This is a genomic window from Paraburkholderia bengalensis, assembly GCF_037126505.1.
Classification (GTDB): Bacteria; Pseudomonadota; Gammaproteobacteria; order Burkholderiales; family Burkholderiaceae; genus Paraburkholderia; species Paraburkholderia bengalensis.
Window position 1 is genome coordinate 69,789 of the sequence record NZ_JACFYJ010000023.1, and the last position, 24,288, is coordinate 94,076.

Consider the following 24,288-nt stretch of genomic DNA (forward strand, 5'->3'; position numbering starts at 1 on the left):
CCATCGCGAAGTCATTCGAGCGGCACCGTGAGACGCTCGATCACCGCCCGCGTTGAAGGCCGAACGCCGCGCCACCAGTCGAAGGCTTCCGCCGCCTGTTCGACCAGCATGCCCACGCCATCCGCGATGGTGAACACACCCGCGTTGCGTGCAAGCCGCAGGAATGGCGTCAAACGTTTCCCATAGGCAAGTTCATAGGCGGCGCCGTCAGGACTGAAGACACTGGGAGGAACGGGCGGCAGGTCGCCCGTGAGGCTCGCCGACGTCGCATTCACGACCAGGTCGAAGCGCCCCAGTGCTTGCAGATCGCGATATCCGCAGGCGTGAAGAGCGCCATGCGCGCCGACCTGCGCCGCGAGATCGCTGGCCTTTGCGACATCGCGATTGGCAATGACGAGGCTTTCTGGCCGTGCCGCCAGAAAAGGCAGCAAAGCGCCGCGCGCAGCGCCGCCCGCGCCGAGCAGCAGCACCCGCTTGCCCGCCATCGGCAGGGCGAGATTGACTTCGATGTCACGCACGAGCCCGATGCCGTCGAAATTCTCGGCAATGATGCGGCCGCGCTCGAACTTCATCGCGTTGACAGCGCCAGCGAGCTCCGCTCTCTCGCTGCGTTCATCGGCCATTGCAAAGGCCTTGAGCTTGAAGGGCGCGGTGACGTTCATTCCCTTGCCGCCCGCGAGGGCGAACGCGCGCACCGTCTCGGCAAAAGCCTGCTCGGGTTCGAGCGGCCCTTCGATGGCTGTATACGCGATGTCCTGCTGCGTCTGCTCGGCAAACAGGCCGTGAATCAGCGGAGATTTGGTGTGTCCGATCGGATTGCCGATCACCGCATACTGGTCCGTCATCGTGTCCTCATCTGGAAAAAAGAACGCCGTCGGTCTGCATCGCATCGATCTCGGCAGCTCCGAAGCCCAGCGATTGCGCCACTTCCGCGTTGTGCTGCCCGAGGTCGGGCCCGACCTGGCGAATCGTCGTGTCGCAACCGGAAAACCGGAATGGAAGGTTCGGCAGGCGCAGAGTGCCGAAGCGAGGATGCTGCTGTTCAACCACCATGCCGCGCGCGATGATCTGCGGGTCGGCGAGCACTTCGTCGATGCGCTGCACCTTCGCGCAAGGCACGTCGACGCTGTCCAGCAGCTCGAGCACCTGCGCGACCGGCCGCGCGGCAACCCACGGCTGCACCACCGAGAGAATCTCCACGCGATTGGCGTTGCGCCCGCCGAGCGTGTGGAATCGCGCGTCGCTGCCAAAGCCTGCCGGCCCGCCCTGTGCCTCGACGAGCGCGGCGAACCGCTTCCACGCGTCGTCTACCTGCGCTGCGATGACGAGATCGCCGTCGGCGGCACGGAATACGCCATAGAGCGTCGACGTCGGCATGTCGTGACCCGTCTGTTCGGGCACGACGCCTTGCGTCGTGTAGCACTGCACCGCGTACTCGTGCATTGACACGAGGGTGTCGTAAAGCGCCATGTCGATGTGCTGGCCGCGGCCGCTCTTCTCGCGGCCCAACAACGCGGCATTGACCGCTGCCACCGCGTGAATGCCCGTGTACATGTCGCCGAGCGAGATGCGCATCAGCGGCGGCGGAGAACCGGGCTCGCCGATCATCTGCATGATGCCGCTCTTCGCTTCGGCGATCAGGCCGAAGCCCGCTCGATGCGCATCCGGCCCAGTATGTCCGTACGCCGAAATCGAGCAATACACGAGGCGCGGGTTGCGCGCCGAGAGCGCTTCGTATCCGAGGCCGAGTTTGTCGAGCGCGCCCGGGCGGTAGTTTTCGATGAATACGTCCGCCGAGTCGCACAGACGCTGCATGAAGTCCTTGCCGCGTGGATCTTTCATGTTGACGCTCACGCCGCGCTTGCCCATGTTCAGTTGCAGGAAGTAGGCGCTTTGCTGGTCGTCGAGCACGGTGGCGTGCTGGCGCCCGGCGTCCCCGCTGCCGGGACGCTCGACCTTGATGACTTCAGCGCCGAGTGCCGCGAGACACCGCCCCACATAAGGGCCGGCGAGAAAGTGGCTGTAGTCGACGACGCGAATACCTTCGAGTGGACGGGCTTGCATCAGTACGCTCCCGGACGGCGCGGGACCATCAGGCGGTGTTCGCCGCGCTGGACGACCTGGCCGTCCTGATTGATCAGATCGGACGGCAGCACCACAATGCCCCAGTCCGGACGGCTCTTGCTCGCACGCATCGCGCCCACGCGGAACTTCACGTGCAGTACGTCATTGACCTTGATCGGCAGCAGGAAGTCCCATGTCCAGCCGAGCGACATGCCGGGCAGGAAGCGGTATTCGCTCTGCGTCTTGAGACCATCTGCAATCGACAGACCGAACAGACCGTGCGCGACGATCGAGCCGAAGTGGCTGGCGTTCGCGTATTCCTCGTCGACGTGCACCGGCGTGTGATCGCCCGTGAGGTCGGCGTACGCCAGGATGCGTTCTTTCGTGACCGTGTAGGTCGGACTCACGCATTCGTCGCCTTCGCGGGCGTCGTCCCAGTATTTCTCAATGTTCGTCATGGTCACGCCTCCGCGCGTGGATTGATTGCCAGCGCCTGCGCGACGCATGCGGCGGGCTTCGCCTGAATCAGTTCGACCGCGAGGCCGTCCGGCAGGCGCAGCCAGTTGCGCCCCTGCGGCATTTCGCTGACGCCGAAAGGCTGCGCGGCAGCGATCGCGGCTTCGAGGTCTTCGCACATCACGCCCAGATGCGCGAGCCGTCCTTCCGGACCGTCATAACGTGGATCGTGGATGAATTGCAGACCGCCGAGCGTCCAGTACTGGCGCGGCGCCTCGCGGGTGCCGTCGACCTCGCGCATGGTCATGCCAAGGACCTCTTCGAAGAAACGGACGTGCCAGTGGATGTCCTTCACCCAGATCGCGATGTGCTCCAGATACGCTCTTGTGCCGCTCATGCCGCCGCTCCTTCGCGTTGCCGGTCGGCCATCGCGCGCTCGATGCCCTTGATGCATGCGACGAGCGTCGAGTTGACGGGCGTCGGGACACCCAGCCGTTCGCCCCAGCGCACGACCGCCCCGTTGATGAAGTCGATCTCCGTGACGGACCCTTTCTCGAGGCTCTGCAGCATCGAAGTCTTGAACGCGGGCGAGAGTCCTTCGGATGCGAGTGTCCAGGCCTGTTCCGCATTGGTCATCGACAGACTGACGCCGGCTGCCTGCGCAGCCGCCATCGCCTCGGCCACGGCTGCCAGCGCGGTCGCCTTGAGAACGGGTTCTTCGTAGAGTTGCCCGTAGGTGAGACGCGTGATGCCCGTCAGCGCGCCCGTCGCGACATTGATTAGCAACTTGTCCCACATCGTGCCGACGATGTTGTCGCTAACCGTGGTCGCGAGGCCCGCCGCATTGAACGCAGCGGCGATTGCCTGCACCCGCTCGGTGAGCTGGCCATCCAGCTCGCCGATGTAGGTGAATTTGCCGCTCACGCCGCGCTGGATATGGCCTGGCGCCCGCAGCACCCCGCCAACATAGGTTTTGCCGGCGAGCACACGTTCACGGCCCACGACGTCGCTTAGCACGTCTTCGTGGCCGAGGCCGTTCTGCAACGACAACACGAGGGTGCCGGGTCCGATGAGATCGAGCGCGCCGCGCATCGCCGAATCCGTGTGAAACGACTTGACCAGCACAATAACCAGATCCACCGCGCCGACTTCCGCGGCGTGCGTCGCCGCGCGGACGGCGACGCGGTGCGAACCGTCGGCATCGTCGACACGCAGGCCATCGCGGCGCATCGCCTCGACGTGCGCAGCCGACCGGTCGATCAGCCAGGTCTCGTGGCCACCTTGAGTCAGTGTAGAACCGATAGCGCAGCCCAGCGCACCAGCCCCCAGAATTGCGATCTTCATTGGCGTCTCCAGTCGGTCAAGGTGAGCGCTTTTGCGCCTACCCTGGCCCCATGCAAAGTCGATGGGTTGACGCCACGATAGAAGTCGCCGTTCATGATGGCAATGCAATGACTACAATGACCTCATTGCGTAACGTAATAATGGCGATGATCCCGACCGAACTGCCCGATCTGAAGCTGTTGCAGCTTTTCGACCTGCTCTATGACGTGCGCAGCGTGACCCGCGTGGCGGAGCAACTTGGACAAAGCCAGCCGACCGTCAGCATCTGGCTGGGGCGGCTGCGTGAATTCCTGCAGGATCCGCTGTTCATCCGCACACCCGGCGGCATGGCGCCGACGCCGCAGGCGGACGCGCTGATCGGGCCGTGCCGCGAGATTCTCGAGTCGCTGCGGCGCTTCGCGGCGTGGGAAATCGCCTTCGATCCCGCTACCGCAAAACGCCGCTTTCGCATTTGCATGACGGATGCGAGTCACGTCACGCTGCTTCCCCGCATGCTGGCGCACATACGCGCACAGGCGCCCGGCATTCGTCTGGAGGCCGCAACGATAGATGGCAACACGGAGCGGGCGCTCGAATCCGGCGAGGCCGATCTGGCGATCGGCCATGTGCCGTGGCTAGGCGGCGGCATTTACCAGCAGCAGCTGTACACGCAGGACTGGGTGTGTCTGGCGAATCCGCATCATCCTCGTGTGCGTGCCCGGTTCGGCGTGAAGCAGTACCGCGTAGAAGGGCACGTCGCGATTACGGCGGGGACGGGCGCCCAGTTGCTGGAGCAGGCGCTCCTGCGAGAACAGATTCAGCGGGACGTCGTGCTGGAGTTGCCGGGATTCCTGGGGCTCGGTGCCATCATCCGGACGACCGACCTGATTGCTACGCTGCCGCGACACATCGGTCAGACGCTCGCTCAGGTCAATGACCTGTCCGTTCATCCATGTCCGTTTCCTGTAGACGGCTTTGCCGTGCGGCAGCATTGGCACGCCAGGTATCACCACGAAGCGGGCAATCGGTGGCTACGTGAGACGGTCGTGCAGTTGTTTGGTGGTGCGCGTTGAGCGTTTGCGCCTCGCTTTCACAAAGGAATCTTTAACAGGCCTTATCCGGCGCACAGCTTTGCATACCACGAACCGGCGTGGCCTTGCGCGACTTCGCGCGATACGGCCATAGGGCGCTCGGATCATCGAAAAGAGGCAATGTGACAACCGCCGATAACGGCGCTTCAGAACAATTCAGGATTGCGCGAGCGTATAAGCACGGCGTGCATCGTGCCTATACGGCGCGGTAAGAAGACGCGCTTGCACAAGCCATCGTGTGCGCGTTGCGCCTGTCTGGCGCTTCAGGACTTTTAACGGCAGCACATAGTATCTTGCGTCGTGCGTTGCTACGCTCGAAAGTAACCATTAGCAGAGCGCAGTTTGACGTATTTCCGAAAAGGTTGATCGATGCATATCCCCGAACCCCCCGTTCAGCTTGGTACCCCGCCATCGGAGCTCGAAGTTCCGTATTCGTCGCTGGAGTACCGCCAGCATCAGATGTTTCCGCGCCTGTCCGCCGCGGAAATCGGGAGCCTGCAACGGTTCGCGACGCCGATGTCATTTAGCGAAGGCGACTACATCTTCAAGACGGGCCGTGTCGCGCTTGGCCTGTTCGTGCTCCTGCGTGGCCGCGTGCGTATCTTTTCGCGCGACAGCTTTGGCCGCAAGACGCTCGTCACAGAGCACGACGACGGTCACTTCATGGCGGAAATGGCGCAACTGTCCGGCAAGCCCGCGCTGATCGACGGGTTATGCCTGACCGACTGCCAGACGCTGGTGCTGGAACCGGAAAAGCTGCGAGCGCTGATCGTCGCAGATGCCCAGCTAGGCGAACACATCATGCGTGCGTTGATCTTGCGACGGCTTGGACTGATCGAGCAGGGGCTCGGTCCGATCATCGTCGGCAACGGTGGCGATCCTCGGCTCGTCAGACTGCAAGGCTTCCTTCGTCGCAATGCCTATCCCGCCACCGTGATCGACGCACGACACGATGCCGAGGCCGCCACGCTGCTCGCGGATATCACAACAGGCGCCGCCGACTTTCCGCTCGTCTTCTGTCCGAACGGTTCGGTTCTGCGCGCGCCGGACGAGGCGCAACTCGCGTCTTGTCTCGGGCTCGTTCCCACCTTCGAGCGCACTCACGTCTACGACGTCGCGATCGTCGGCGCGGGACCAGCGGGTCTCGCGGCGGCTGTGTATGCGGCAACCGAGGGTCTGTCCGTTGCCGTATTCGACCAGCGCGCGCCGGGTGGGCAGGCGGGGGCGAGTTCCCGGATCGAAAACTATCTCGGCTTTCCAACGGGCATTTCCGGTCAGGCGCTGGCCGCGCGGGCGTTCCAGCAGGCGCTGAAGTTTGGCGCGCATCTGGCGATTCCGGGCAAGGTCATCGACGTGAAACGTGAGGACGCTCAGTTCATGCTGAAGCTGTTCGACGGCCAGCAGATCAATGCTCGCACCGTGGTGGTGGCGAGCGGTGCGGCGTATCGCAAGCCGGGCGTCAATGGATTCGAGCGCTTCGATGGTCGCGGTATTTACTACTGGGCGTCACCCATCGAGGCCAAGCTCGCGCGAGGTCAGGACATCGTGCTGATCGGCGGCGGCAACTCGGCCGGGCAGGCGACCGTGTTTCTTGCCAATTTCGCTCGCAGTATCCGGGTTCTGATTCGCGGCGCCGATCTGCATGCGAGCATGTCGAAGTATCTGGTCGACCGTATCGGGTCCCTGCCGAACGTCAGCGTGTGTACGCGTTGTACGTTGCAAGCGCTGGACGGCGACGAGACGGGCCTCACGCACGTACGCGTGCGGCGCGAGGGGGAGGCGGACGAAGTCGTCGAAACACGGCACCTGTTTCTCTTCATCGGTGCAGACCCGAAGACCGACTGGCTGGCGTCCAGTGGCGTCGAGCTCGATAGCCGTGGGTTCGTCGTGACGGGCGCGCTGCTTCGCAGCGCAGGGCAGGCCGGGATGATCCATGCGTTTCCCCTGCAGACGAGCTTGTATGGCATGTTCGCGGTTGGGGATGTGCGCGCTGAATCGACCAAGCGCGTGGCGTCGGCGGTAGGCGACGGCGCTGCCGTTGTCAGCCAGATTCACGCGTATCTCAGTCAAGCAACGGCGACGGCGCAGAACGTTTAAGAACAAATAGCCGCAATGATGTGCCCGCCGTTGAATTGGCTATCCGTGTTATGCGATACGCCGCTGATGGATGGCCTCACCTGATTGACGATGGTCCGCGCGTTCATGCCGACGTCGTGGAGATCGACGCCCGCACTGCCTACGGTTCGTCGACACCGGCCATGTCGCGCTTTCGACCGGGCAGGTCAGTTTCAACGACGTGCTCGCAGAGTCCGTGCAGCAGCGTAACGTCGTACTCGACACCAAGACGGAAACGATTTGTCTACGGGCGCATCGGCGCTAGTTGTATCTGTTGCGCATCAGCTGCGACGCCGAATCGAGGGTGATAAACGGGAGACTCAGGAACCCTGGATTCCCCAAAATCGCGCATAGTCATGATATATTACATATCAACGTCACCCCATCGCAGCAACACCGGGCACCAGCGCAACACGCACCGGCTACCAGAAACACGAACCACTCATCCGCGCGCATCGCGCGCTCACACCTGGATCTCGCGCTCACCATGTTCGATCCATCGCTGCTGGGCCGTCTGTCGTTCACACCTGCCGATGCGGCGCGGGGCCCGTTGCCGCCCGGCCGTCATCGTCTGGGCATCGACGGCGAGCGCGACGCGATCCTGTTCGTTCCGCCAGGCCTCGACGCGCGTGCGCCCGTGCCGCTTTTCGTGATGTTTCATGGCGCCGGCGGGTTTCCGGAAAAAGTGCTGCCGTTCATCGAAGAGCATGCGCAGCGCGATGGGTTTCTCGTCCTCGCGCCGCATTCGATGTACGCGACGTGGGACATCGTGATCGGCGGCAGCGGCCCGGATCTGGAGCGGCTTGAACGCGCGCTCGTCGAAGTGAGTTCGCGTTACCGGCTCGACCGCGCGCGTCTCGCGTTCGCCGGATTCTCCGATGGCGCCAGTTACGCGCTATCGATCGGCATCACGAACGGCGATGTCGCGAGCCATGTGATCGCGCTGTCCGGCGGCTTCATGTCGGTGTTCACCCAGGAAGGCGCACCTCGCGTTTTTATCGCACACGGCTTGCGCGACGAACAGCTTCCCATCGAAACGAGCGGACGCGCGAACGCAGCAAAGCTGAAGGCGGCGGGCTATGACGTGCAATACGTCGAATTCAACGGACTGCACGTGATCCAGCCCTCGATCGTGGGCATGGCCGTGCAGTTTTTCCTCGACTAACCGGCAGGCGACTGCCCGATACGAGCGCGTCAATGGACTTTGAAATACCGGAATCTCTGGTGCATCCTCTGCTCGCGATGATCGAATCCGGATCGCCGCTTGCGCGACAACTGAATCAGCACGGCACGTGTCACGGCAGCATGGTGGTGTCGAGCACGCTGTTCGACGCGAGGTCGCTCAACACGCTCTATTCGCTGAGCAAGGCCAACAACGAACGCGCGCTGATGTTCCAGATGCTCGCGCTCGACAACATCTACAACGCGCCGCAAGCGCGCACGATTCCCGCCCTCGAACAGCTGATTCCCGGCCTCGTCGCGTATCTGTCGCGCGGGGTGATCGACGGCTGGCTCTACAGCCGCGCGAGAGACGGCACGCTGCTGCCGTGGCTCGTGCGGCGGATGCGTCTCGTCGAGCCCGAGCAGGGCGCGTCTTATGTCGTCGTCGATATGCTCGCGAACACGATGCAGTCCGCGAACTCCGAGCGTACCGATCCGCACATGCGCCTGTCCGGCATGACGACGTCGCTCGTGATCAACCGGCACGACATCGTGAACCGCACGATTCCCGAGTTGCTGGCGCAGTACGGCTTCTACAAGGAATGCGCCGAGTTCAAGCACGAATACGAGCAGCACGCGCAGCGCTTTCTCGCGTTCCAGCCGCGCTTTGGCGCGCAGTTCGTGGTTTCGAAGGCCGCCTATACGGTCGAGGCGAAAGGCACGCCCGAGCTGATCCGCCTGATGGACGGTGTGAGCGCCCGATGCGTCAACGACGAAGAGACGCTCGAACGCCGCTTCCAGATGACGGCCGACGCGGGGTTCTGGCGCGACGCGAACATCGAAAGCAGCTTCGACAAGGTGCCGCTTCACTGCTACGTATGTCTGTTCCATCTGGAGTGGCACCGCGATATCTGGGTGCATGTCCAGCACATGAGCGAGTATCGCTACCAGCCCGAGTTGCGCGACAAGCTGGTTCTCCCTGCGCATCATCGCGATCTGATCGACATCCTCACCTCGAAGACGAACGTGTTCGTGCAGGACTTCGTGCCGGGCAAGTCGGGCGGCACGACGATCCTGTGCCAGGGCGCGCCCGGGCTCGGCAAGACGCTGACGGCGGAAGTCTATTCGGAAGTGGTCGGCAAGCCGCTATATCGCGTGCATTCCGGCCAGTTGGGGACGACGGCGGCTTCCGTGGGCGCGGCGCTGTCCGGCATCCTGCAGCGCGCGACGCGCTGGGACGCGATTTTGCTGCTCGATGAAGCCGACGTCTACATTCGCCGCCGCGACAACGATCTCGAGCACAACGCAATCGTCGCCGAATTCCTGCGCACGCTCGAATATTTCAGCGGCTTGCTGTTCATGACGACCAACCGGATCGACGATGTCGACGACGCGATCCTGTCGCGCTGCATCGCGAAGATTCACTACGAAACGCCGACGCGGCCCGACGCGATCCGGCTGTGGACGCTGCTCGCCGCACAACTGGGCGCGGAACTCAGCGACGACCTGATCGACACGCTGACGACCGCGTGGCCGCAATCGAGCGGCCGCGACATCAAGGAACTGCTGAAGCTCACGACCCGCTATTGCCGCGCGAAGCAGATTCCGTTGTCGGAAGAAGCGTTCAGGATTTGCGCGCTCTTTCGCGGACACGCGTGACGGCGGCACACGCTGGCGCAGCCAGGCGGGCGATGATCCGCACATGTGCGCCTCGATGCGTCACGCGCTGCAAACAAACCCGGGTTGACGAAAGGCGCGCCGAAGGGCTCGCCGAAGGGCTCGCCGAAAGGCTCGCCGAAAGGCTCGCCGAAAGGCTCGCGTTGACGCGCGACGTCGTCAAGCGGCTCGCCTGAAAACGCCGTCGCGCGCGCCGCATCGCTATGCGTACCAGCGCGACGCCTTCGCCCGGAGCGTTTCGATGGCGAGATCGAGGAACGCGCGCACTTTCTGATTGGCATGCTTGCCTTCGCGATGCACCACGTGAACGGGCAGCGCGGGCAGTTCGTAGTCGGGCAGCACGACGCGCAGCGTGCCGTCGGCGATTTCCTGCGCGACCTGATAGGACATCAGCCGGGAGATGCCCAATCCCGCTCGCGTCGCTTCGATGGCCGAGTCATTCGTGGTCGTCACGAGGCGCGGCTGGATCGGCAGCGTGAGCGGCTTGCCCTTCGCGAGAAAACGCCACTCCGGCGCGGGCGTGAGCCCCGTCGACTGAATGGTGACGTGCGCATCGAGATCTTCGGGACGTTGCGGTGTGCCGTGCGCTTCGAGATACGCAGGCGACGCGCACAGCACGCGCCGCACCTTGCCGACGGAAATCGCCTGAAGCGACGAACTCGGCAACTCGCCGATACGGATACCGACATCGACACCTTCGTCGACGAGATTGACGACGCGGTCCAGAAACCAGCAGTTCAGGCTCACGGCGGGATAGCGTGTCAGGTATTCGTGGGCGATGGGCGTGACGTAGATCTTGCCGAACAGCACGGGCGCCGTCACCGTCAACTGGCCGCGCGGCGTGTTGTTGACGCCCGCTGCGGAGACTTCGGCTGCATCGATGTCGGCGAGAATGCGGCGGCAGTCCTCGTAGAACGTTGCGCCCGCATCCGTCACCCGCACGATGCGCGTGGTGCGGGTCAACAGACGCACGCCAAGATGTTCTTCGAGTTCCGACATCACCCGGCTGATGACGGACGGCGACACATTGAGCTTGCGCGCCGCCGACGCGAAACCTTCCGTTTCGACCACGGTGACGAAGGTGGTCATTGCCTGAAGCCTGTCCATATGCGACGCGGTCGACGAGGTGCGGTTAAGAGAAGCCTGCCGGCCGCGCGGGTGGCTGCCGTCGGCAGGCAAAGGGGGTCCAGCATAACAGCATTCGTCCGCGCGTTTCGTGCGACGTGCAGCATCAGAGATCGAGCAGCAGCCGGTCGCCGCCGCCCGTTTCGGGGTTGGCAGGCACGGCGCAGCAGATCAGCGCTTCGCCCTCCGCCGGCTGAAACTCCGGCGCGACGGGATACGCGACCGCGCCCTGAACGATGCGCGTGCGACAGGTTCCGCAACTGCCGCTGCGGCAGCCGAACTCCGGGTTCAATCCGCGCGACTCCGCGAGTTCGAGCAGCGTGCCGTTCTCCGGGCTCCAGCGCGCTTCCTTGCCGGACTTCACGAAAGCAACGGGAGTCGGCTTGTCCGCGGCCACGCGAATGGGGCCGGCCGGCGCGGCGGCGTCTTTTCGGCGGTGCAGTCCCGACGGGCCGAACGCCTCGGCGTGAATGCGGTTGTCGGCGACGTTGAGCGCGCGCAGGCCGTCGTAGATCGACTGCATGAACGCCGACGGCCCGCACAGATAGAAGTCGTAGTCGTTGAACGGCAGCGTCTCGCACAGCAGCGCGACATCGATACGGCCCGCGACGTCGAAGTCCTTGCCTTCACGCGCGCCGCCGGTATCGCTCAACGCGCGCACGACCTGCACGGCGCCGTTTGCGGCCGTCGCGAGTTGCTCGATTTCCCGGCTGAACGCCCGCTCTTTCAGCGAGCGGGCGGCGTGGAAGAACCAGGTGGGCCGCACCCTGCGCGTGCGCAGCCCTTCGTAGACGATGTGCCGCAGCATCGCAAGCATGGGCGTGACGCCGACGCCCGCGGCGAGCAGCACGGCGGGACGGCGCTCGCGGGCGTCGATCGTGAACTGTCCCGCAGGCGCGCGCGCCTCGATGACGCTGCCGATCCGAAGCGTGTCGTGCAGATATGACGACACGAGTCCTTCGCGCTTCACGCTGATCCGGTAGAGCCCGTCGGCGGGCGCCGTCGACAGCGTGTAAGTGCGGATCACGGGCTTGTCCGCGCCGGGCGGCGTGACGCGAATGGGCAGATGCTGCCCGGCGGTGTGCGGAATGAGCCCTGCGCCGTCGGTGGGTTCGAGATGAAACGAGCGGATCAGCGAGCTTTCGTCGACGACGTTCGTGACCTTGAACGGCCGCCATGCATTGGCGAGAGCGGCGGCTTTCAGGCGGCTTTGCACATCGTCCCAGCTGCCCGTCATCAGCGAGTTCGGCGACCAGCCGTTGGCCTGGAAGGTCCAGCGCAGCGCGAGCGCGCCCGGACGATAGACGATGCGGCGCGGCGTGAAGTGCCACAGCCGTTCGGCGCCCTGAAATGCGGCGATTTCCTCGGACTCGAGATCGACGGTCGCATCGCCCGTCAGTTGCAGCAGGTCGCCTGTTTCGAAGTCGGCGAACACGAGTCCGGCGCGCGGGTTCACGACAAAATTGCCGAGCGTCGCGAAGAACAGATTGCCGGCGAAGTCGGGAATGGTCAGCCGGCCGTCGTCGCCGATGCGCACGAAGCCCGCCTTGCCGCCGCGATGCGATACGTCCACCTGGCGGCGCTCGCCTTCGTCCACATACGACGCGACGAAAAACGTGTCCGCCGCTGCGATCATCTCGCGGGCGCGGCCCGTCAGCGCGTCGAATGTCTGGGGCGCGATGTCGGAAAACACGGCGGGATCGCGGACGAATTCGAAGTCGCGCAACTGGATGTATTGCGGACAGTTGCCGAAGCTCTGCGCCACATCGACGTCGAAGCTGCCCGCGCTCAGGGCGCGGATGTGGCCGTTCATCCGGTTGCGGCGGCGCGTGTTCAGTTCGATGCCGAGCAGGCCGACGGCCGCGCCGTCGCGCAGTCCCGACGAAGCGGGATCATTCGGATCGGCAGCCAGCTCGAAGCGCAGCGTCTTGTCGGTCGGCGATTGCATGAAGCCGGGCTGACCGGTGGCGAAAGTCGCCCACACGTCGCCGTCGTCGGCGACTGCGCCGAGCACGACGAACGGCAACTGTCTGAAAAACGTGCGGTGCTGCTCGGGCAGGTAATCGCGCACCACGCGGCGTCCGACGTCGAGCATTTTCGCCGCCACGCCCACTTTTTCCTGCAGCGCCCGCTCGCCTTCATGCCACGGCGAACCGCTTTCCATCGATACCGAACTCATGATTGCGCTCCTGAACTTGGAGAAGTGCGAAGCCCTTGCACCGGCTTCGCGCTGACAGACGTTCTCAGTGGCCGGCGGCGAGGCCGACGGGCGTCTTCCTGAACTCGACGAAGCCCGGCAGCGCCTCGATGCGGCGCAGCCACGCATTCACGTTCGGATAGAACGACAGATCGACGTTGCCTTCGGGCGCACGCGCGATGTAACTGTACAACGCGACGTCGGCGATGGTCGGATGAGGGCGCGCGATGAAATCGCGGCCAGCGAGCGCTTCGTCGATCAGCTTGAGGATGCCATGCGCGCGGGCGATCAGTTCCTCGGCGTTGTATTTGGCGCCGAACACCGTGATGAGCCGCGCCGCCGCCGGGCCGAAAGCGATCTCGCCGGCAGCGACGGACAGCCAGCGCTGCACGTCGGCTTCGAGCGCGGGCGTCTGCGGGAGCCAGTCGGCCTTGCCGAACTTGCGCGCGACGTAGACCAGAATCGCGTTCGAATCGGCGATCGTCGTATCGCCATCGACCAGCACGGGCACCTGGCCGAAACGGTTCAGCTTCAGGAATTCGGCGGACTTGTGTTCGGCGGCGGCGAGATCGACTTCGATCAGTTCATGCTCGATGCCGAGCAGCGACAGGAACAGGTGGGCGCGGTGCGAGTGGCCGGACAACGGATGGTAGTAGAGCTTCATGGCAGTTTTCCTTGGGTCAGAGGTGTCTGGGACATCCAGATCACTTGAGCCAAAGTCTAGGGACGCCATGCCGCCGATAGAATCCGTCGCCAGCTCAATTCATACTTCTCGTAACGCGAATGGTGACTGCCGCGCCTTGCTGGGCGGGGCTCCGCGCGGACCGCCCGCGGTTTGCCGGACCCCGTCAGCAGGCGAAAACGGCCTGCGCGGCGTTTAAGACTCGCCCGCCGGACCGCGTTCGGGCCCGACTACGCCTGCGCCGAACCGAGCACCTTCAGATGCATTTCGCGCCGGTCGACGAAGCCGAGCGTCCGGTAGAGCGAAATCGCGTTGAGGTTCGTCGTGAAGACGTGCAGGAAGGGCGTTTCGCTGCGCGCGCGGATCGCCGCGATCAGCGTTTTCATTAGCGCGCTTGCGTGCCCTTGCCCGCGAAACGCGGGATCGACACACACCGCGCTGATCTCCGTATAGCCGTCGAGCCGCATGCGTTCGCCCGCCATCGCGGCGAGCCTGCCTTGCCGGCGCGCGCCGATGTAGGTGCCGAGTTCGATCGTGCGCGGGCCGAACGGGCCGGGCTGCGTGGCCGTGGTCAGCGCGATCATCTCCGGCACGTCGCTTTGCGCGAGCTCGACGTACTCGTAGCCGGTGACGGGTTCGGTTGTGCCTTGCCAGATCATCTGCAGCAGCGTGGCTTGCCGGATCACGGGGAAGCCGGGCGGCACGGCGAGTTCGTCTGACGTGACGAGACTGAGCGGCCCGTGCGCGTCGAGCAACGCGCGTAGCGCTTCGAACGAAGACGCACTCGTATCGGCAATGGCGGCAAACGGGCCGATCTCGGGCGGCAACCGCCGCGCGCGTTCGTCGCCGATGGCAAGCCGCCGCTGCTTGCCGTCGAGCGCGTTCCACACGACGCGGTCGAGCGGGTGTGCGCCGTCGGTGGATGGGCGGGCTTGTGATTCGGTCATGGTCGACTCCTGCGTCGAGGATTTCGTTGCCGCTCAGAATAGACGCGAACGGCTTCGGGCAGTAGCATCGCAAATGACATTAATCGAGTCATTTACGCCATGCGCATTCTCGTGTTTTCTCTGGACGGCGTGTTCGACACGGGCATTGCCGTCGTGCTCGACGCGCTCAGGATGGCCAATTCGCTGTCGGTGGCGGTGCATCCGGGCGAGCCGCCGCCGTTCGAGGTCGAACTGGCCGGGCTGCGCACGCGCATCAAGACGGCGCTCGGCATGAGCCTCGCCGTGAAAAAGGCGGACACGGCGGCGCTGCCCGACTGGATCGTGATGCCCGCCATCAGCGCGGGCAATCCCGACGTGCTGGTGGACCGCCTCGGCTGTGCTGCCGTACGCGATGCCGGCAAGCAGTTGCGCGCCTGGCATGCGCAAGGCGGGCGGATCGCGGCGGCTTGCATCGGCACTTTCGTGCTCGCCGAATCGGGCTTGCTCGACGGCCAGGAAGCGACCGCGACGTGGTGGCTCAGTCCGCTGTTTCGCAGCCGCTATCCCGAGATTCGTCTCGACCAGGACCGCATGCTCGTGCCGTCGGGACAGTTCGTGACGGCGGGCGCGGCCATGGGGCACCTCGATCTCGTGCTGTGGCTGATCCGGCAGGCGAGCCCGGAGCTGGCCACGCTCGTCGCGCGCTACATGCTGGTGGACGGGCGGGTGTCGCAGGCGCCCTACATCATTCCCGACCATCTTTCGCATAGCGATCCGCTGATCGAACGGTTCGAGCGCTGGACGCGCGCGAACCTGGCGCGCGGCTTCTCGCTGCAGGAGGCCGCGCATGAACTCGCGACCAGCCCGCGTACCCTGCAACGGCGCGCCGAAGCGGTGCTCGGCAAGTCGCCGTTGTCGTACTTCCAGGACCGGCGGGTGGAGCGCGCGCGGCATCTGATCGAGACGAGCGCGATGGATCTCGACGCGATCGCCGCCGAAGTCGGTTACGCGGACGGCGCGACGCTGCGCACGCTGTTGCGTCGCCGGCTGGGGCGGGGCGTGCGCGAGCTGCGCTCGAACTGAAGGGCGACAGCCGCGCGTCAGGCTGTGTTGCGGGCTACGTCGCCGGTGCTGTCAACATCGCGTCTGCGCCCCGCGCGGCTTAGATCTTCGAGCCGCCGTCGACGCGCAGCGTGTCGCCCGTGACCCAGCGCGCGTCGTCGGAGGCGAGAAAGACGGCGGCACCGGCGATGTCGTCGGGTTGCGCGACGCGCTTGAGCGCCTGCATGCCGAGCGTAAAGTCGCGGCCCGCGTCCGTCTTCGCGAAGCTCGACATATCCGTCTCGACGACGCCTGGCGCGATCGCGTTGACGCGAATGCCACGTTCGCCGAGCGCGGAGGCGAAGTGCCGCACGAGCGTATTGACGGCGCCCTTGGTCGCCGCATAGGCGGAGAGGTTGCTCACGGATGCGTGCGCGGCCAGCGACGACAGCAGCACGACGCTGGCGCCTTCGCGCAGCGCGGGCAGCAACTGTTGCACGAGGAAGAACGGCGCGCGCACGTTGACGGCGAACAGGCTGTCGAAGTCTTCGACGGTCGTCTCTTCGATCGGCGCCGCCTTCGAAATGCCGGCGTTCGCGATGACGATGTCGAGTCTGTCGTCGGTCAGCGCGCGCACCTGTTTCGCGAGCGCGTGCGCACCATCGGCAGCGCGCAGATCGGCGGCCACCTTGTCAGCCTTGCCGCCTGCCGCGCGGATCGCATCGACGACGGCGTCGGCCGCCTGTTCGGCGCTGCTGTAATGGACCAGCACGCGCGCGCCGGCATGGGCGAGCGCGAGTGCCGTGGCGCGGCCGATGCCGCGCGAAGCGCCCGTCACGAGCGCGGTCTTGCCTGTCAGATTAGCCATGGTGAAGTGTTCCAGTATCGGTGAATGTGGTTCTTGGGAAGCGGTTCGGTTGCCAGGCGCTGCATCGCTGGAATGCATGGGTCGAACTGCGCGCGCGCGGTTAGCTGTTTTTGCGCAACGCCTGTCTGTTCGCAAAATGTAGGCGCCGCCCGTCAGGATGAAACAGACTTTGTACGCGGGGCTGCATGCCTGAAAGGCATGGCCGGTTTACCCGGCCGTGAGTCTGCCCTTCACGCGCCGCATCGCGCCCGCTAAGAAGTTCGCCGACGCCCTGTAGACGATCGCGTTGGCGCGTCGGCCCGACATCGCGATGCGAGCCCCCGCGCGCGAAGGCGAGCGCCGTGGCGCGTCCGCTGCCGCTCCACGCGCCGTCACGAGTACGACGGGCGATGTTTTCATATGGATGCCTTATGCCTGCTCTTCGATCGGGTCGACACGGTCGGTATAGAACGCGAGGTGCTCGCGGATCGGCTCGACGGCGGGAAAGGGCGACTCGTACGTCCACACCGCGTTGACGGCGCGTTCGCCGCCCGACGCAACGGAGAAGTACGCGGCATCGCCTTTGTACGGGCAATAGGTCGCGTGGTCCGTGCGCGCGAGCTTCGTCATGTCGACGTCCTTGCGCGGCACGTAGAACACGGCCGTATAGCCCGCTTCGCGCAATGTCAGCGCGTTGCGCGAGTCGGCCACGATCTGGCCTGCGACCGTCACGACGACGCGCGACGCGTTGGGTTCGATCGTGATGGGGTGATCGGGTCCGGGAATCTTGACGGTTCTGGCGCTCTGAACGGGCTGCGTGGTCATGCTGTCGTTCCTTGAATCAGATGGTTTCGTCGGCGGCGGATGCGGCTTCGATCGCGTCGCGGCTTTCCTCCGCCGCGTTGTTCGGCCGAACAGCGCCTTTTCACGTCGCAGCCGTCGTTGAGCCGGCAGATTCGCGATCTCGAAGACGAGGTGCGCGCGGAACTGTTCAACCGCAGCGCGCGCGGTGTCGAGCTGACGGCGTCGGGCAAGGCGTTTCTCGATCACGCGCGTCTTGCGCTGGCTCAGGTCGATGCCGCCGTCGAAGCCGCGCGCCGCGCCGCGCGTCCCGCCAAGCAGGTGTTCGCGCTCGGTTTTCCGACGGGGCAGGAAATGACGTGGCTGCCGCGCGCGATGCAACTGCTGCGCGACGAACTGATGAACATCGACGTGACGGTATCGAGCGGCTACTCGCCCGATCTCGCCGATGCCGTCGCGCGCGGCAAGCTCGACCTCGCGTTCGTGCGCACGGAGCCGGGGCTGGATCTCGACGATCGCGTCGTCCACCGCGAGAAGCTGGTCGCGCTGATGCCGAGCAATCACCGCCTGGCCGCGAAGCAGGCGATCCTCGCGTCGGACCTCGAAGGCGAAACTTTCATCATGGCCTCGAACAAGGCGCGCGTGCTGCACGACGTGGTCGCGCGCTATCTGCGCGAGAACAGCCTCGACTTGGAGTGCGCGCATGGCGTCGACAATCTCGCGATGGCGATGTCGCTGGTGGCGTCGACGCGCGGCCTGTCGCTGATGCCCGAGTACGCGAACAATCTGCTGCCTTCGTCCGTGGTGAGCCGGCCGCTCGAGGGCGAGGCGCCCACCGTCGATCTCGCCATCGGCTACAGCCGCGCGAATGCGTCGCCCGTGCTGCAACTGTTTCTGTCGCGCGCCGACGAACTGATGGCGGCTCGCTGAGCAAAAGGCGTCGAGCATCGATATGCTCCCGTAAGGGCGCAACGGACAGCGCTCGTCTCACGGGAGAATTGCGATGGACCGCCTTGCGGCGATCGAAATTTTTATCCGCGTCGTCGATACGGGTTCGTTCTCGGCGGCAGCGCGGCACTTCAATATCGGCCAGCCGGCCGTGTCGAAAGCCGTTGCGCAGCTCGAAGAATGGCTCGGCGTGAAGCTCTTGCTGCGTTCGACCCGCGCGCTCACACCGACGGAAGCGGGGCAGAACTTCTATCAGCGCGCCCGGCGCGCCGTCGAGGAAACCGACGAGGCCGTGCTGGCCGCGCGCGGTTCGGCGGCGGGACTGACGGGGAAGCTGCGCGTGTCGGCGGCCGTGTGCTTTGCGCGGCTGCACATTGTGCCGCGTCTGCCCGCGTTTCTCGAACGCCATCCGGAACTCGAGCTCGAACTGGTGCTCGACGACCGCAACATCGATCTGGTGGAAGAGGGCATCGACGTCGCGCTGCGCATGGGCGAACTCGCCGACTCGAACATGACGGCGCGGCGCATCGGCGAGGCACGCCGGCGCGTGCTGGCGACGCCCGCGTATTTCGAGCGGCACGGCATGCCTCAAGAGCCCGCCGACCTGGTCGCGCATCGCGCCATCGTCTACACACGCGATTTCGGCGGCGGCGAGGACTGGACGTTTTGCAGCGAATCGGCGGAGCTTGCCGTGCGTCTGCAAGGCCGCGTGAAGATTTCGGCGACAGAGGGCTTGCGGGCAGCCGTGTTCGCCGACATGGGCCTCGCCGTGGCGTCCGAATGGGCCTTTTCGCCGGAACTGAAGTCGGGCGCCGTCGTAGCCGCGATGGAAGACTGGATGCTGCCGACCATCCCGCTGTCCGCGCTCTATCCGACGGGCCGGCTCGCCAGCAGCAAGGCGCGGCAGTTCACCGCGTTCGTCGAGGAATGCCTCGCGCCGGAGTTTGCTCCCGAGCGGCTGACGGCACGCGGCAAGCCCGGCTACGCATGACGGCGCGCCCGCGCGCAACAACCCGCAACAACCCGCAACAACCCGCAACAACCCGCAACAACCCGCAACAACCCGCAACAACCCGATTACGCGCGGCGCGAGCCCATTGCATCGTTCAGGCCGTCTCGGCTTCGTCTGCGGTTGCGTCGTTTTGCGTGGCCTGCGACGCGTCATACGCACGGAAGTCCGAGTAGTGCGCTTGCGAGCCGCCCCAGAACGCGGCGCGCACATACGGCGTGAGCGGCAGAGCGTGCTGCAGGCGATACGGCAGGTCGGGATTCGACGAAAAATGGCGGCCGAACGCGACGAGATCGGCATCGCCCGATTCGACAATCGCGTGCGCGCTCTCGCGATCGAAGCCGCCCGCCGCGATGATGGGACCCGAGAAGTGCTCGCGCAGATACTTCACCGCGACGGGCGGATGGCCTTCGTGCAGCGTGTCGTCGCCTTTGACGCGCGGCTCGATCACGTGCAGGTAGGCAATCTTGTACGTGTCGAGCACACGTGCGACGTGCTTGAACGTCGCCTCCGGGTTGCTGTCGGACACGCCGCCCCATTCGCCCGACGGCGAGATGCGCACGCCGACGCGTTCCGCGCCCCAGACGGAGATCAGCGCTTCGAGCGTCTCGCGCAAAAAGCGGACGCGGTTTTCTACGGGGCCGCCGTATGCATCGGTGCGGCGATTGGTGCCGTCCTGAATAAACTGATCGACGAGATAGCCGTTCGCCGCATGCAGCTCGACGCCATCGAAACCTGCGTCCTTCGCGCGCTGCGCGGCGGCGCGGAATTCCTCGATGATGCCGGGGATTTCTTCGATACCGAGCGCACGATGCGGCGAAGCCGGGACGAAACCATCCTTCGTCAAGGCGATGCCGTCGAACGGCACGACGGAAGGCGCAACGGGCTCGAAGCCGCCCGTCACCTCGACGTGACTCTGACGGCCGCCATGGATCAGCTGCAGGAACACGAGGCCGCCTTTTGCGTGCACGGCGCGCGTGATCGCCTTCCAGCCTTCCATCTGGCCGTCGTGAAAGATGCTCGCCGCACCGAGATAGGAGCGCGCCGTCGCCGACACGCTCGCCGCTTCGACGATTTCCAGACCGCCTTGCGACGCGCGCTGTCCGTAGAAGTCAGCCATCATCGGGCTGGGGATGTCATCGGGTTGAATGGTGCGCAGGCGCGTCATCGGCGCAAGCACGACGCGATGCGAAAGTGCGTATGCACCGAGCTGGATAGGGTTGAACAGCTTAGCCATGATTGTTCCTCGATTCAGTGTGCGCGCCGGAAATCCGGCGCTGCGTTGAGGAGCAATGTATCTATTCCGGTGCGGCGCGGGAACGCTCGAAAAGGGATGACGCTCATTCCAGATCGGGATAGATGGCGCGCATCCAGCGGCGGCAGCTGGGGGGGCGCCTGACTCGCCTGACTCCATTGACTCCACCGACGAACGCCAGGCGCGGACGCTTTGCGCCGCCCGAAGCGACCGACGCCACTGGCGCAGAGCGCAGTGGCGTCGCGGGAAGCCCGGCCGTCGCGGCTAGCCGAACGTGAAGGAGAACGCCTGCACGCCGGGATCGAGGAATTCGATCGTGAAGGTCCGGTCGCGCACGTCATCGTGTTGACGCACGAGCTGATAGAGGCGCGCGCTCGTGACCGTGCCGCTGCCGTCGGGCGCGACGTCGGCGCCGTGCGAGTCGTCCGGCGGCGCGCCGTCGATCGTCACGCGAAACCGCACGGGCTTGCCGTTCGCGCCGGGTCCGAGCACGAGGTGCAGGTCGCGCGCATGGAAGCGGTAGGCGATGCGGCCATGCGCATCGCCCAGAACGGCCGCCTCGCTGCCGACGATCCATCGGCCGCCGAACGCCCAGCTGTTCAGCCGCAACTGCGGCGGCACGCTGTAGCTCGCGACGTCGTCGGGGCGGACGTCTTCCGGCGATGCAAAGCCTCGCGCCTGCTGATAGCCGACATAGGTTTCGCCCGACGCGACGTTCGCCGTGTCGGCCGCCGCCTGCGCGCCCGCGCCCTGGATGGGCGGCAGATCGCGCGACGGCGTCGACACACCCGATTGCGCCAGCAACTGCTGGATGACCTTTTCGGCCTCGGCATAGCCGCCTTCGCCGAAGTGGTGATAGCGGATGCGGCCCTGCGCATCGACGATATAGAACGCGGGCCAATACTGGTTGTCGAACGCGCGCCAGATCCGGTAGTCATTGTCGATCGCAACGGGATAACGCACGCCGAGATCGACGACCGCGCGCTTCACGTTCGACGGATCGTGCTCGAAAGCGAACTCTGGCGTGTGCACGCCGACCACGACGAGGCCGTCGTTGCGATAGCGGTCCGACCAGGTCTTCAGATACGGCAGCGTGCGCAGGCAATTGATGCACGAATACGTCCAGAAGTTGACGACGACGACCTTGCCGTGCAACGCGTCGCCGGTGAGGGGCGGCGAATTGAGCCAGGCTTGCGCGCCGTCGAGCGGCGCCTGACGGCCTTCGACGGGAAGCGCCGACGGCACGCGAGCGCTGATGCGCCGGATGTGCGTGCGGATTCGGGCGCCGCTGCCGTCGATGTTGCCGTTAGTGACGCTCGCGACGGCACGCGAGCCCGAGCCGGAACGCGAGCCCGAGCCGAGCAGGCCGACCAGCCGGCTCTCGATGCCTGCCGTCGAGGTCGACGGCACGAGTGCGAGTGCGCGCGTGTCGAAGCCCGATGCGATGGCGGCGACGCTCAGCAGCACGAGCCCGCCCATCGCGCGGCGCACCCGTTCGCCGAGGCCGAGCGAGCGCTTCAGGGTGTCGAGGGCGCGCTTGCCGAGCCCGGACACCACGGCCAGCGAACCGGCGGCGCCGCACGCATAGGCCGTGAGCGCGGCCGCCGTCTGCCATGTCGCGCCGTGCAGCGACGCGCCCGTGAGGATCAGGCCGAGAATGGGACCGGCGCACGGCGCCCACAGCAGGCCCGTCGCGGCGCCGAGCAGCAGCGCCGAGCCGATCTGGAAGCGCGTGCCGTGCGCATGCGAAAACGAGTTGAAGCGGTTGCCGACGTCGGCCAGCGGGCGCGACAGACGTTCGGAGATGGCGGGAAAGAGCAGCGACGCGCCGAACACGGCGAACAGCGCAAGCGACAGCCAGCGTCCGTAGTGGCTCAACTGCACGGCGCCATTGAGCCCCGCGATGCCGATGCCCGTGACCGCCGAGAACGTGAGCGCGAGCCCGGCCAGCAACGGCAGCCTGCCCGTGACGAAAGGCCGGTCGGCGCGCGCGAACACGAACGGCACGACGGGCAGGATGCACGGACTCAAGATGGTGAGCACGCCGCCGAGAAACGCGATGACGATGAGTAACATGAATTCAACCTCCTGATCCGCAATGGGTTGGTTCAACCGGTAAGCACGCAGCGACGTAATGGCGCGCGTGCCGTTATGCGCCATTACAGTCCGCGCATGTATCGGGTGAATGTCAGGAAGGAGGTGTTGCGTATCGCGTTGTAGCGAGCAGGGCGTGTGAGATACACGGCGATACAAATAAGCCGCTGCGAGGCCGCTGCGGGCCGCCGCGCGCATACCCGAATCGCCGGACCACGCGCGGACCGGGCGCCGGGCGGCGCACCCAGAACCGCGCGGGTCACGCGCTCATCGCGCGGATCTCGCCGTCACAGCCGCACGACCTGCATGACGGCGTCGGCGAATGCCTGCGGCGCCTCTTGCGGCAGGTTGTGGCCGATTCCGCCGCTCACGTTGCGGTGCTGATACTTGCCCGTGAACTTTTTCGCATAGGCCGACGGGTCCGGATGCGGCGCGCCGTTCGCGTCGCCTTCCATCGTGATGGTCGGCACGGCGATGTCCGGCAGCATCGCCAGACGCTGCTCGAGTTCGTCGTACTGCGGCTCGCCTTGCACGAGTCCGAGGCGCCAGCGGTAGTTGTGAATTACCACGGCGACGTGATCGGCGTTCTCGAACGATGCGGCCGTGCGCTGATACGTCGACTCTTCGAAATGCCACTTCGGCGACGCGAGTTGCCAGATCAGCTTGTTGAAGTCGTGGCGATTGGCTGCGTAGCCCGCCGCGCCGCGATCCGTGGCGAAGTAGAACTGGTACCACCACGCGAACTCCGCCTTTGGCGGCAGCGGCTTTTCGTTCGCCTTCTGGCTGCCGATCAGATAGCCGCTCACCGACACCAGCCCCTTGCAGCGCTGCGGCCACAGCGCGGCGATGATGCAGGCGGTGCGCGCGCCCCAGTCGAACGCGCCGAAGATGGCCTGATCGATCTTCAACGCGTCCATCAGCGCGATGATGTCGACGGCGACGACGGCCTGCTGGCCGTTGCGCGGCGTGTCGGAGGCCAGAAAGCGCGTCGAGCCGTATCCGCGCAGATACGGCACGATCACGCGATAGCCCGCCGAAGCCAGAATCGGCGCGACGTCGACGAAGGCGTAGATGTCGTAGGGCCAGCCGTGCAGCAGGATGACGGGCTGACCGCCTTTCGGCCCCGTGTCCACATAGCCGATGTTCAGCGTGCCGGCATCGATCTGCTCGATGGCATCGAACGACGTATGGTGGGCAGCCTTCTTCGCGGCATGGGCGCCTTTGGCCGATTGCGCATGGGCGAGATGGCCGAGGCCCAGTTCGAGCAGCCCGAGACCCGCCGCGGTCGTGCCCACCAACCGGCGGCGACGAAGATTGACCGTGTCTTGCATGTACATTCTCCTTGGAATTATTCAGATCGTCTGATGAGCATGATGGCCACGCGCAGTGTCCCATCTATTTCATCACGCGGCATCGTAACGTTCGCCTGTTGCGCCGGCATGCCTTCGTGCGACGCGGAACGTCGTCTGCGGCTGC

Annotated in this window: 22 protein-coding genes; 7 read left to right on the plus strand and 15 right to left on the minus strand. The window is 65.4% G+C overall.

From position 1 onward, the window contains the following. Positions 1-11 precede the first annotated feature (11 nt). From aroE to H3V53_RS16225, 5 genes are read right to left on the minus strand one after another with little or no spacing between them, the layout of a single operon-like run. The gene (aroE, locus tag H3V53_RS16205; RefSeq protein WP_336598795.1) at positions 12-845 is read right to left on the minus strand and encodes a shikimate dehydrogenase; all 834 of its coding nucleotides are present in this window, start codon (positions 843-845) and stop codon (positions 12-14) included. Between the two features lie 7 nt (positions 846-852). Continuing rightward, on the minus strand, positions 853-2,064 hold the full coding sequence (locus H3V53_RS16210; RefSeq protein ID WP_336598796.1) for a CaiB/BaiF CoA transferase family protein: 1,212 nt from the start codon (positions 2,062-2,064) through the stop codon (positions 853-855). After that, positions 2,064-2,522, minus strand: coding sequence for a MaoC family dehydratase (locus tag H3V53_RS16215; protein WP_336598797.1), 459 nt, complete (start codon positions 2,520-2,522; stop codon positions 2,064-2,066). Before H3V53_RS16215 ends, H3V53_RS16210 begins: the two co-directional genes overlap by 1 nt. Before the next feature lie 2 nt (positions 2,523-2,524). Continuing rightward, a complete protein-coding gene (locus H3V53_RS16220; RefSeq protein ID WP_336598798.1) occupies positions 2,525-2,917 on the minus strand; it encodes a VOC family protein in 393 nt (130 codons plus the stop codon). Further along, positions 2,914-3,864: a ketopantoate reductase family protein gene (locus tag H3V53_RS16225; protein ID WP_336598799.1), complete on the minus strand. Its 951-nt coding sequence runs from the start codon at positions 3,862-3,864 to the stop codon at positions 2,914-2,916. The genes H3V53_RS16220 and H3V53_RS16225 overlap by 4 nt, the downstream gene beginning before the upstream one ends. A gap of 146 nt (positions 3,865-4,010) precedes the next feature. On the opposite strand from H3V53_RS16225, the gene H3V53_RS16230 reads away from it, so the two are divergent. From H3V53_RS16230 to H3V53_RS16245, 4 genes are all read left to right on the plus strand, one after another. Then, positions 4,011-4,916, plus strand: a complete 906-nt coding sequence (locus tag H3V53_RS16230) for a LysR family transcriptional regulator (RefSeq protein ID WP_336598827.1) — start codon at positions 4,011-4,013, stop codon at positions 4,914-4,916. A 387-nt stretch (positions 4,917-5,303) separates the two neighbouring features. Then, entirely contained in the window at positions 5,304-7,031 is a 1,728-nt protein-coding gene (locus tag H3V53_RS16235) for an FAD-dependent oxidoreductase (RefSeq protein WP_336598800.1), read from the plus strand. A gap of 505 nt (positions 7,032-7,536) precedes the next feature. After that, on the plus strand, positions 7,537-8,214 hold the full coding sequence (locus H3V53_RS16240; protein WP_336598801.1) for an alpha/beta hydrolase: 678 nt from the start codon (positions 7,537-7,539) through the stop codon (positions 8,212-8,214). 32 nt (positions 8,215-8,246) lie between these two features. Continuing rightward, complete coding sequence (locus H3V53_RS16245; protein WP_336598802.1) at positions 8,247-9,869, plus strand: ATP-binding protein; 1,623 nt, start codon at positions 8,247-8,249, stop codon at positions 9,867-9,869. A 219-nt stretch (positions 9,870-10,088) separates the two neighbouring features. Here the strand turns inward: H3V53_RS16245 and H3V53_RS16250 are convergent, their stop codons facing one another. The 4 genes from H3V53_RS16250 to H3V53_RS16265 form a co-directional block, all read right to left on the minus strand. Then, complete coding sequence (locus H3V53_RS16250; RefSeq protein WP_054922902.1) at positions 10,089-10,994, minus strand: LysR substrate-binding domain-containing protein; 906 nt, start codon at positions 10,992-10,994, stop codon at positions 10,089-10,091. Between the two features lie 124 nt (positions 10,995-11,118). After that, positions 11,119-13,191, minus strand: coding sequence for a 2Fe-2S iron-sulfur cluster-binding protein (locus tag H3V53_RS16255; RefSeq protein ID WP_336598803.1), 2,073 nt, complete (start codon positions 13,189-13,191; stop codon positions 11,119-11,121). A gap of 64 nt (positions 13,192-13,255) precedes the next feature. Next, positions 13,256-13,873: a glutathione S-transferase family protein gene (locus H3V53_RS16260; RefSeq protein ID WP_336598804.1), complete on the minus strand. Its 618-nt coding sequence runs from the start codon at positions 13,871-13,873 to the stop codon at positions 13,256-13,258. A 248-nt stretch (positions 13,874-14,121) separates the two neighbouring features. Beyond that, the gene (locus H3V53_RS16265) at positions 14,122-14,838 is read right to left on the minus strand and encodes a GNAT family N-acetyltransferase (RefSeq protein WP_336598805.1); all 717 of its coding nucleotides are present in this window, start codon (positions 14,836-14,838) and stop codon (positions 14,122-14,124) included. Positions 14,839-14,937: 99 nt separating this feature from the next. On the opposite strand from H3V53_RS16265, the gene H3V53_RS16270 reads away from it, so the two are divergent. Next, the gene (locus H3V53_RS16270; protein ID WP_336598806.1) at positions 14,938-15,900 is read left to right on the plus strand and encodes a GlxA family transcriptional regulator; all 963 of its coding nucleotides are present in this window, start codon (positions 14,938-14,940) and stop codon (positions 15,898-15,900) included. Between the two features lie 79 nt (positions 15,901-15,979). Here H3V53_RS16270 and H3V53_RS16275 read toward each other — a convergent pair whose 3' ends face one another. The 3 genes from H3V53_RS16275 to H3V53_RS16285 form a co-directional block, all read right to left on the minus strand. Beyond that, a complete protein-coding gene (locus tag H3V53_RS16275) occupies positions 15,980-16,726 on the minus strand; it encodes an SDR family NAD(P)-dependent oxidoreductase (protein ID WP_336598807.1) in 747 nt (248 codons plus the stop codon). 207 nt (positions 16,727-16,933) lie between these two features. Then, positions 16,934-17,125 carry a hypothetical protein gene (locus H3V53_RS16280; RefSeq protein WP_336598808.1) on the minus strand — a complete coding sequence of 64 codons (192 nt, stop codon included), beginning with the start codon at positions 17,123-17,125 and terminating at the stop codon, positions 16,934-16,936. Positions 17,126-17,134: 9 nt separating this feature from the next. Further along, positions 17,135-17,530 carry a DUF427 domain-containing protein gene (locus H3V53_RS16285; RefSeq protein WP_336598809.1) on the minus strand — a complete coding sequence of 132 codons (396 nt, stop codon included), beginning with the start codon at positions 17,528-17,530 and terminating at the stop codon, positions 17,135-17,137. Positions 17,531-17,569: 39 nt separating this feature from the next. Between H3V53_RS16285 and H3V53_RS16290 the strand changes: the two genes are divergently transcribed. Together H3V53_RS16290 and H3V53_RS16295 are read left to right on the plus strand one after the other, a co-directional pair. Further along, positions 17,570-18,436, plus strand: coding sequence for a LysR substrate-binding domain-containing protein (locus H3V53_RS16290; RefSeq protein WP_336598810.1), 867 nt, complete (start codon positions 17,570-17,572; stop codon positions 18,434-18,436). Between the two features lie 73 nt (positions 18,437-18,509). Then, the gene (locus H3V53_RS16295) at positions 18,510-19,445 is read left to right on the plus strand and encodes a LysR family transcriptional regulator (protein WP_336598811.1); all 936 of its coding nucleotides are present in this window, start codon (positions 18,510-18,512) and stop codon (positions 19,443-19,445) included. 115 nt (positions 19,446-19,560) lie between these two features. Here the strand turns inward: H3V53_RS16295 and H3V53_RS16300 are convergent, their stop codons facing one another. The 3 genes from H3V53_RS16300 to H3V53_RS16310 all read right to left on the minus strand — a co-directional run bounded on the left by H3V53_RS16300 (position 19,561) and on the right by H3V53_RS16310 (position 24,143). Continuing rightward, positions 19,561-20,700, minus strand: a complete 1,140-nt coding sequence (locus H3V53_RS16300; RefSeq protein WP_336598812.1) for an alkene reductase — start codon at positions 20,698-20,700, stop codon at positions 19,561-19,563. Positions 20,701-20,982: 282 nt separating this feature from the next. After that, positions 20,983-22,794 carry a cytochrome c biogenesis protein DipZ gene (locus H3V53_RS16305; protein WP_336598813.1) on the minus strand — a complete coding sequence of 604 codons (1,812 nt, stop codon included), beginning with the start codon at positions 22,792-22,794 and terminating at the stop codon, positions 20,983-20,985. 305 nt (positions 22,795-23,099) lie between these two features. After that, a complete protein-coding gene (locus H3V53_RS16310) occupies positions 23,100-24,143 on the minus strand; it encodes an alpha/beta fold hydrolase (RefSeq protein ID WP_336598814.1) in 1,044 nt (347 codons plus the stop codon). Positions 24,144-24,288 lie beyond the last annotated feature (145 nt).

Bases quoted from the DNA above. Each gene is read 5' to 3' on its own strand.
- aroE (WP_336598795.1), bottom strand. From the start codon at position 845: ATGACGGACCAGTATGCGGTGATCGGCAATCCGATCGGACACACCAAA.
- H3V53_RS16210 (WP_336598796.1), bottom strand. From the start codon at position 2,064: ATGCAAGCCCGTCCACTCGAAGGTATTCGCGTCGTCGACTACAGCCAC.
- H3V53_RS16215 (WP_336598797.1), bottom strand. From the start codon at position 2,522: ATGACGAACATTGAGAAATACTGGGACGACGCCCGCGAAGGCGACGAA.
- H3V53_RS16220 (WP_336598798.1), bottom strand. From the start codon at position 2,917: ATGAGCGGCACAAGAGCGTATCTGGAGCACATCGCGATCTGGGTGAAG.
- H3V53_RS16225 (WP_336598799.1), bottom strand. From the start codon at position 3,864: ATGAAGATCGCAATTCTGGGGGCTGGTGCGCTGGGCTGCGCTATCGGT.
- H3V53_RS16230 (WP_336598827.1), top strand. From the start codon at position 4,011: ATGATCCCGACCGAACTGCCCGATCTGAAGCTGTTGCAGCTTTTCGAC.
- H3V53_RS16235 (WP_336598800.1), top strand. From the start codon at position 5,304: ATGCATATCCCCGAACCCCCCGTTCAGCTTGGTACCCCGCCATCGGAG.
- H3V53_RS16240 (WP_336598801.1), top strand. From the start codon at position 7,537: ATGTTCGATCCATCGCTGCTGGGCCGTCTGTCGTTCACACCTGCCGAT.
- H3V53_RS16245 (WP_336598802.1), top strand. From the start codon at position 8,247: ATGGACTTTGAAATACCGGAATCTCTGGTGCATCCTCTGCTCGCGATG.
- H3V53_RS16250 (WP_054922902.1), bottom strand. From the start codon at position 10,994: ATGGACAGGCTTCAGGCAATGACCACCTTCGTCACCGTGGTCGAAACG.
- H3V53_RS16255 (WP_336598803.1), bottom strand. From the start codon at position 13,191: ATGAGTTCGGTATCGATGGAAAGCGGTTCGCCGTGGCATGAAGGCGAG.
- H3V53_RS16260 (WP_336598804.1), bottom strand. From the start codon at position 13,873: ATGAAGCTCTACTACCATCCGTTGTCCGGCCACTCGCACCGCGCCCAC.
- H3V53_RS16265 (WP_336598805.1), bottom strand. From the start codon at position 14,838: ATGACCGAATCACAAGCCCGCCCATCCACCGACGGCGCACACCCGCTC.
- H3V53_RS16270 (WP_336598806.1), top strand. From the start codon at position 14,938: ATGCGCATTCTCGTGTTTTCTCTGGACGGCGTGTTCGACACGGGCATT.
- H3V53_RS16275 (WP_336598807.1), bottom strand. From the start codon at position 16,726: ATGGCTAATCTGACAGGCAAGACCGCGCTCGTGACGGGCGCTTCGCGC.
- H3V53_RS16280 (WP_336598808.1), bottom strand. From the start codon at position 17,125: ATGAAAACATCGCCCGTCGTACTCGTGACGGCGCGTGGAGCGGCAGCG.
- H3V53_RS16285 (WP_336598809.1), bottom strand. From the start codon at position 17,530: ATGACCACGCAGCCCGTTCAGAGCGCCAGAACCGTCAAGATTCCCGGA.
- H3V53_RS16290 (WP_336598810.1), top strand. From the start codon at position 17,570: ATGCGGCTTCGATCGCGTCGCGGCTTTCCTCCGCCGCGTTGTTCGGCC.
- H3V53_RS16295 (WP_336598811.1), top strand. From the start codon at position 18,510: ATGGACCGCCTTGCGGCGATCGAAATTTTTATCCGCGTCGTCGATACG.
- H3V53_RS16300 (WP_336598812.1), bottom strand. From the start codon at position 20,700: ATGGCTAAGCTGTTCAACCCTATCCAGCTCGGTGCATACGCACTTTCG.
- H3V53_RS16305 (WP_336598813.1), bottom strand. From the start codon at position 22,794: ATGTTACTCATCGTCATCGCGTTTCTCGGCGGCGTGCTCACCATCTTG.
- H3V53_RS16310 (WP_336598814.1), bottom strand. From the start codon at position 24,143: ATGCAAGACACGGTCAATCTTCGTCGCCGCCGGTTGGTGGGCACGACC.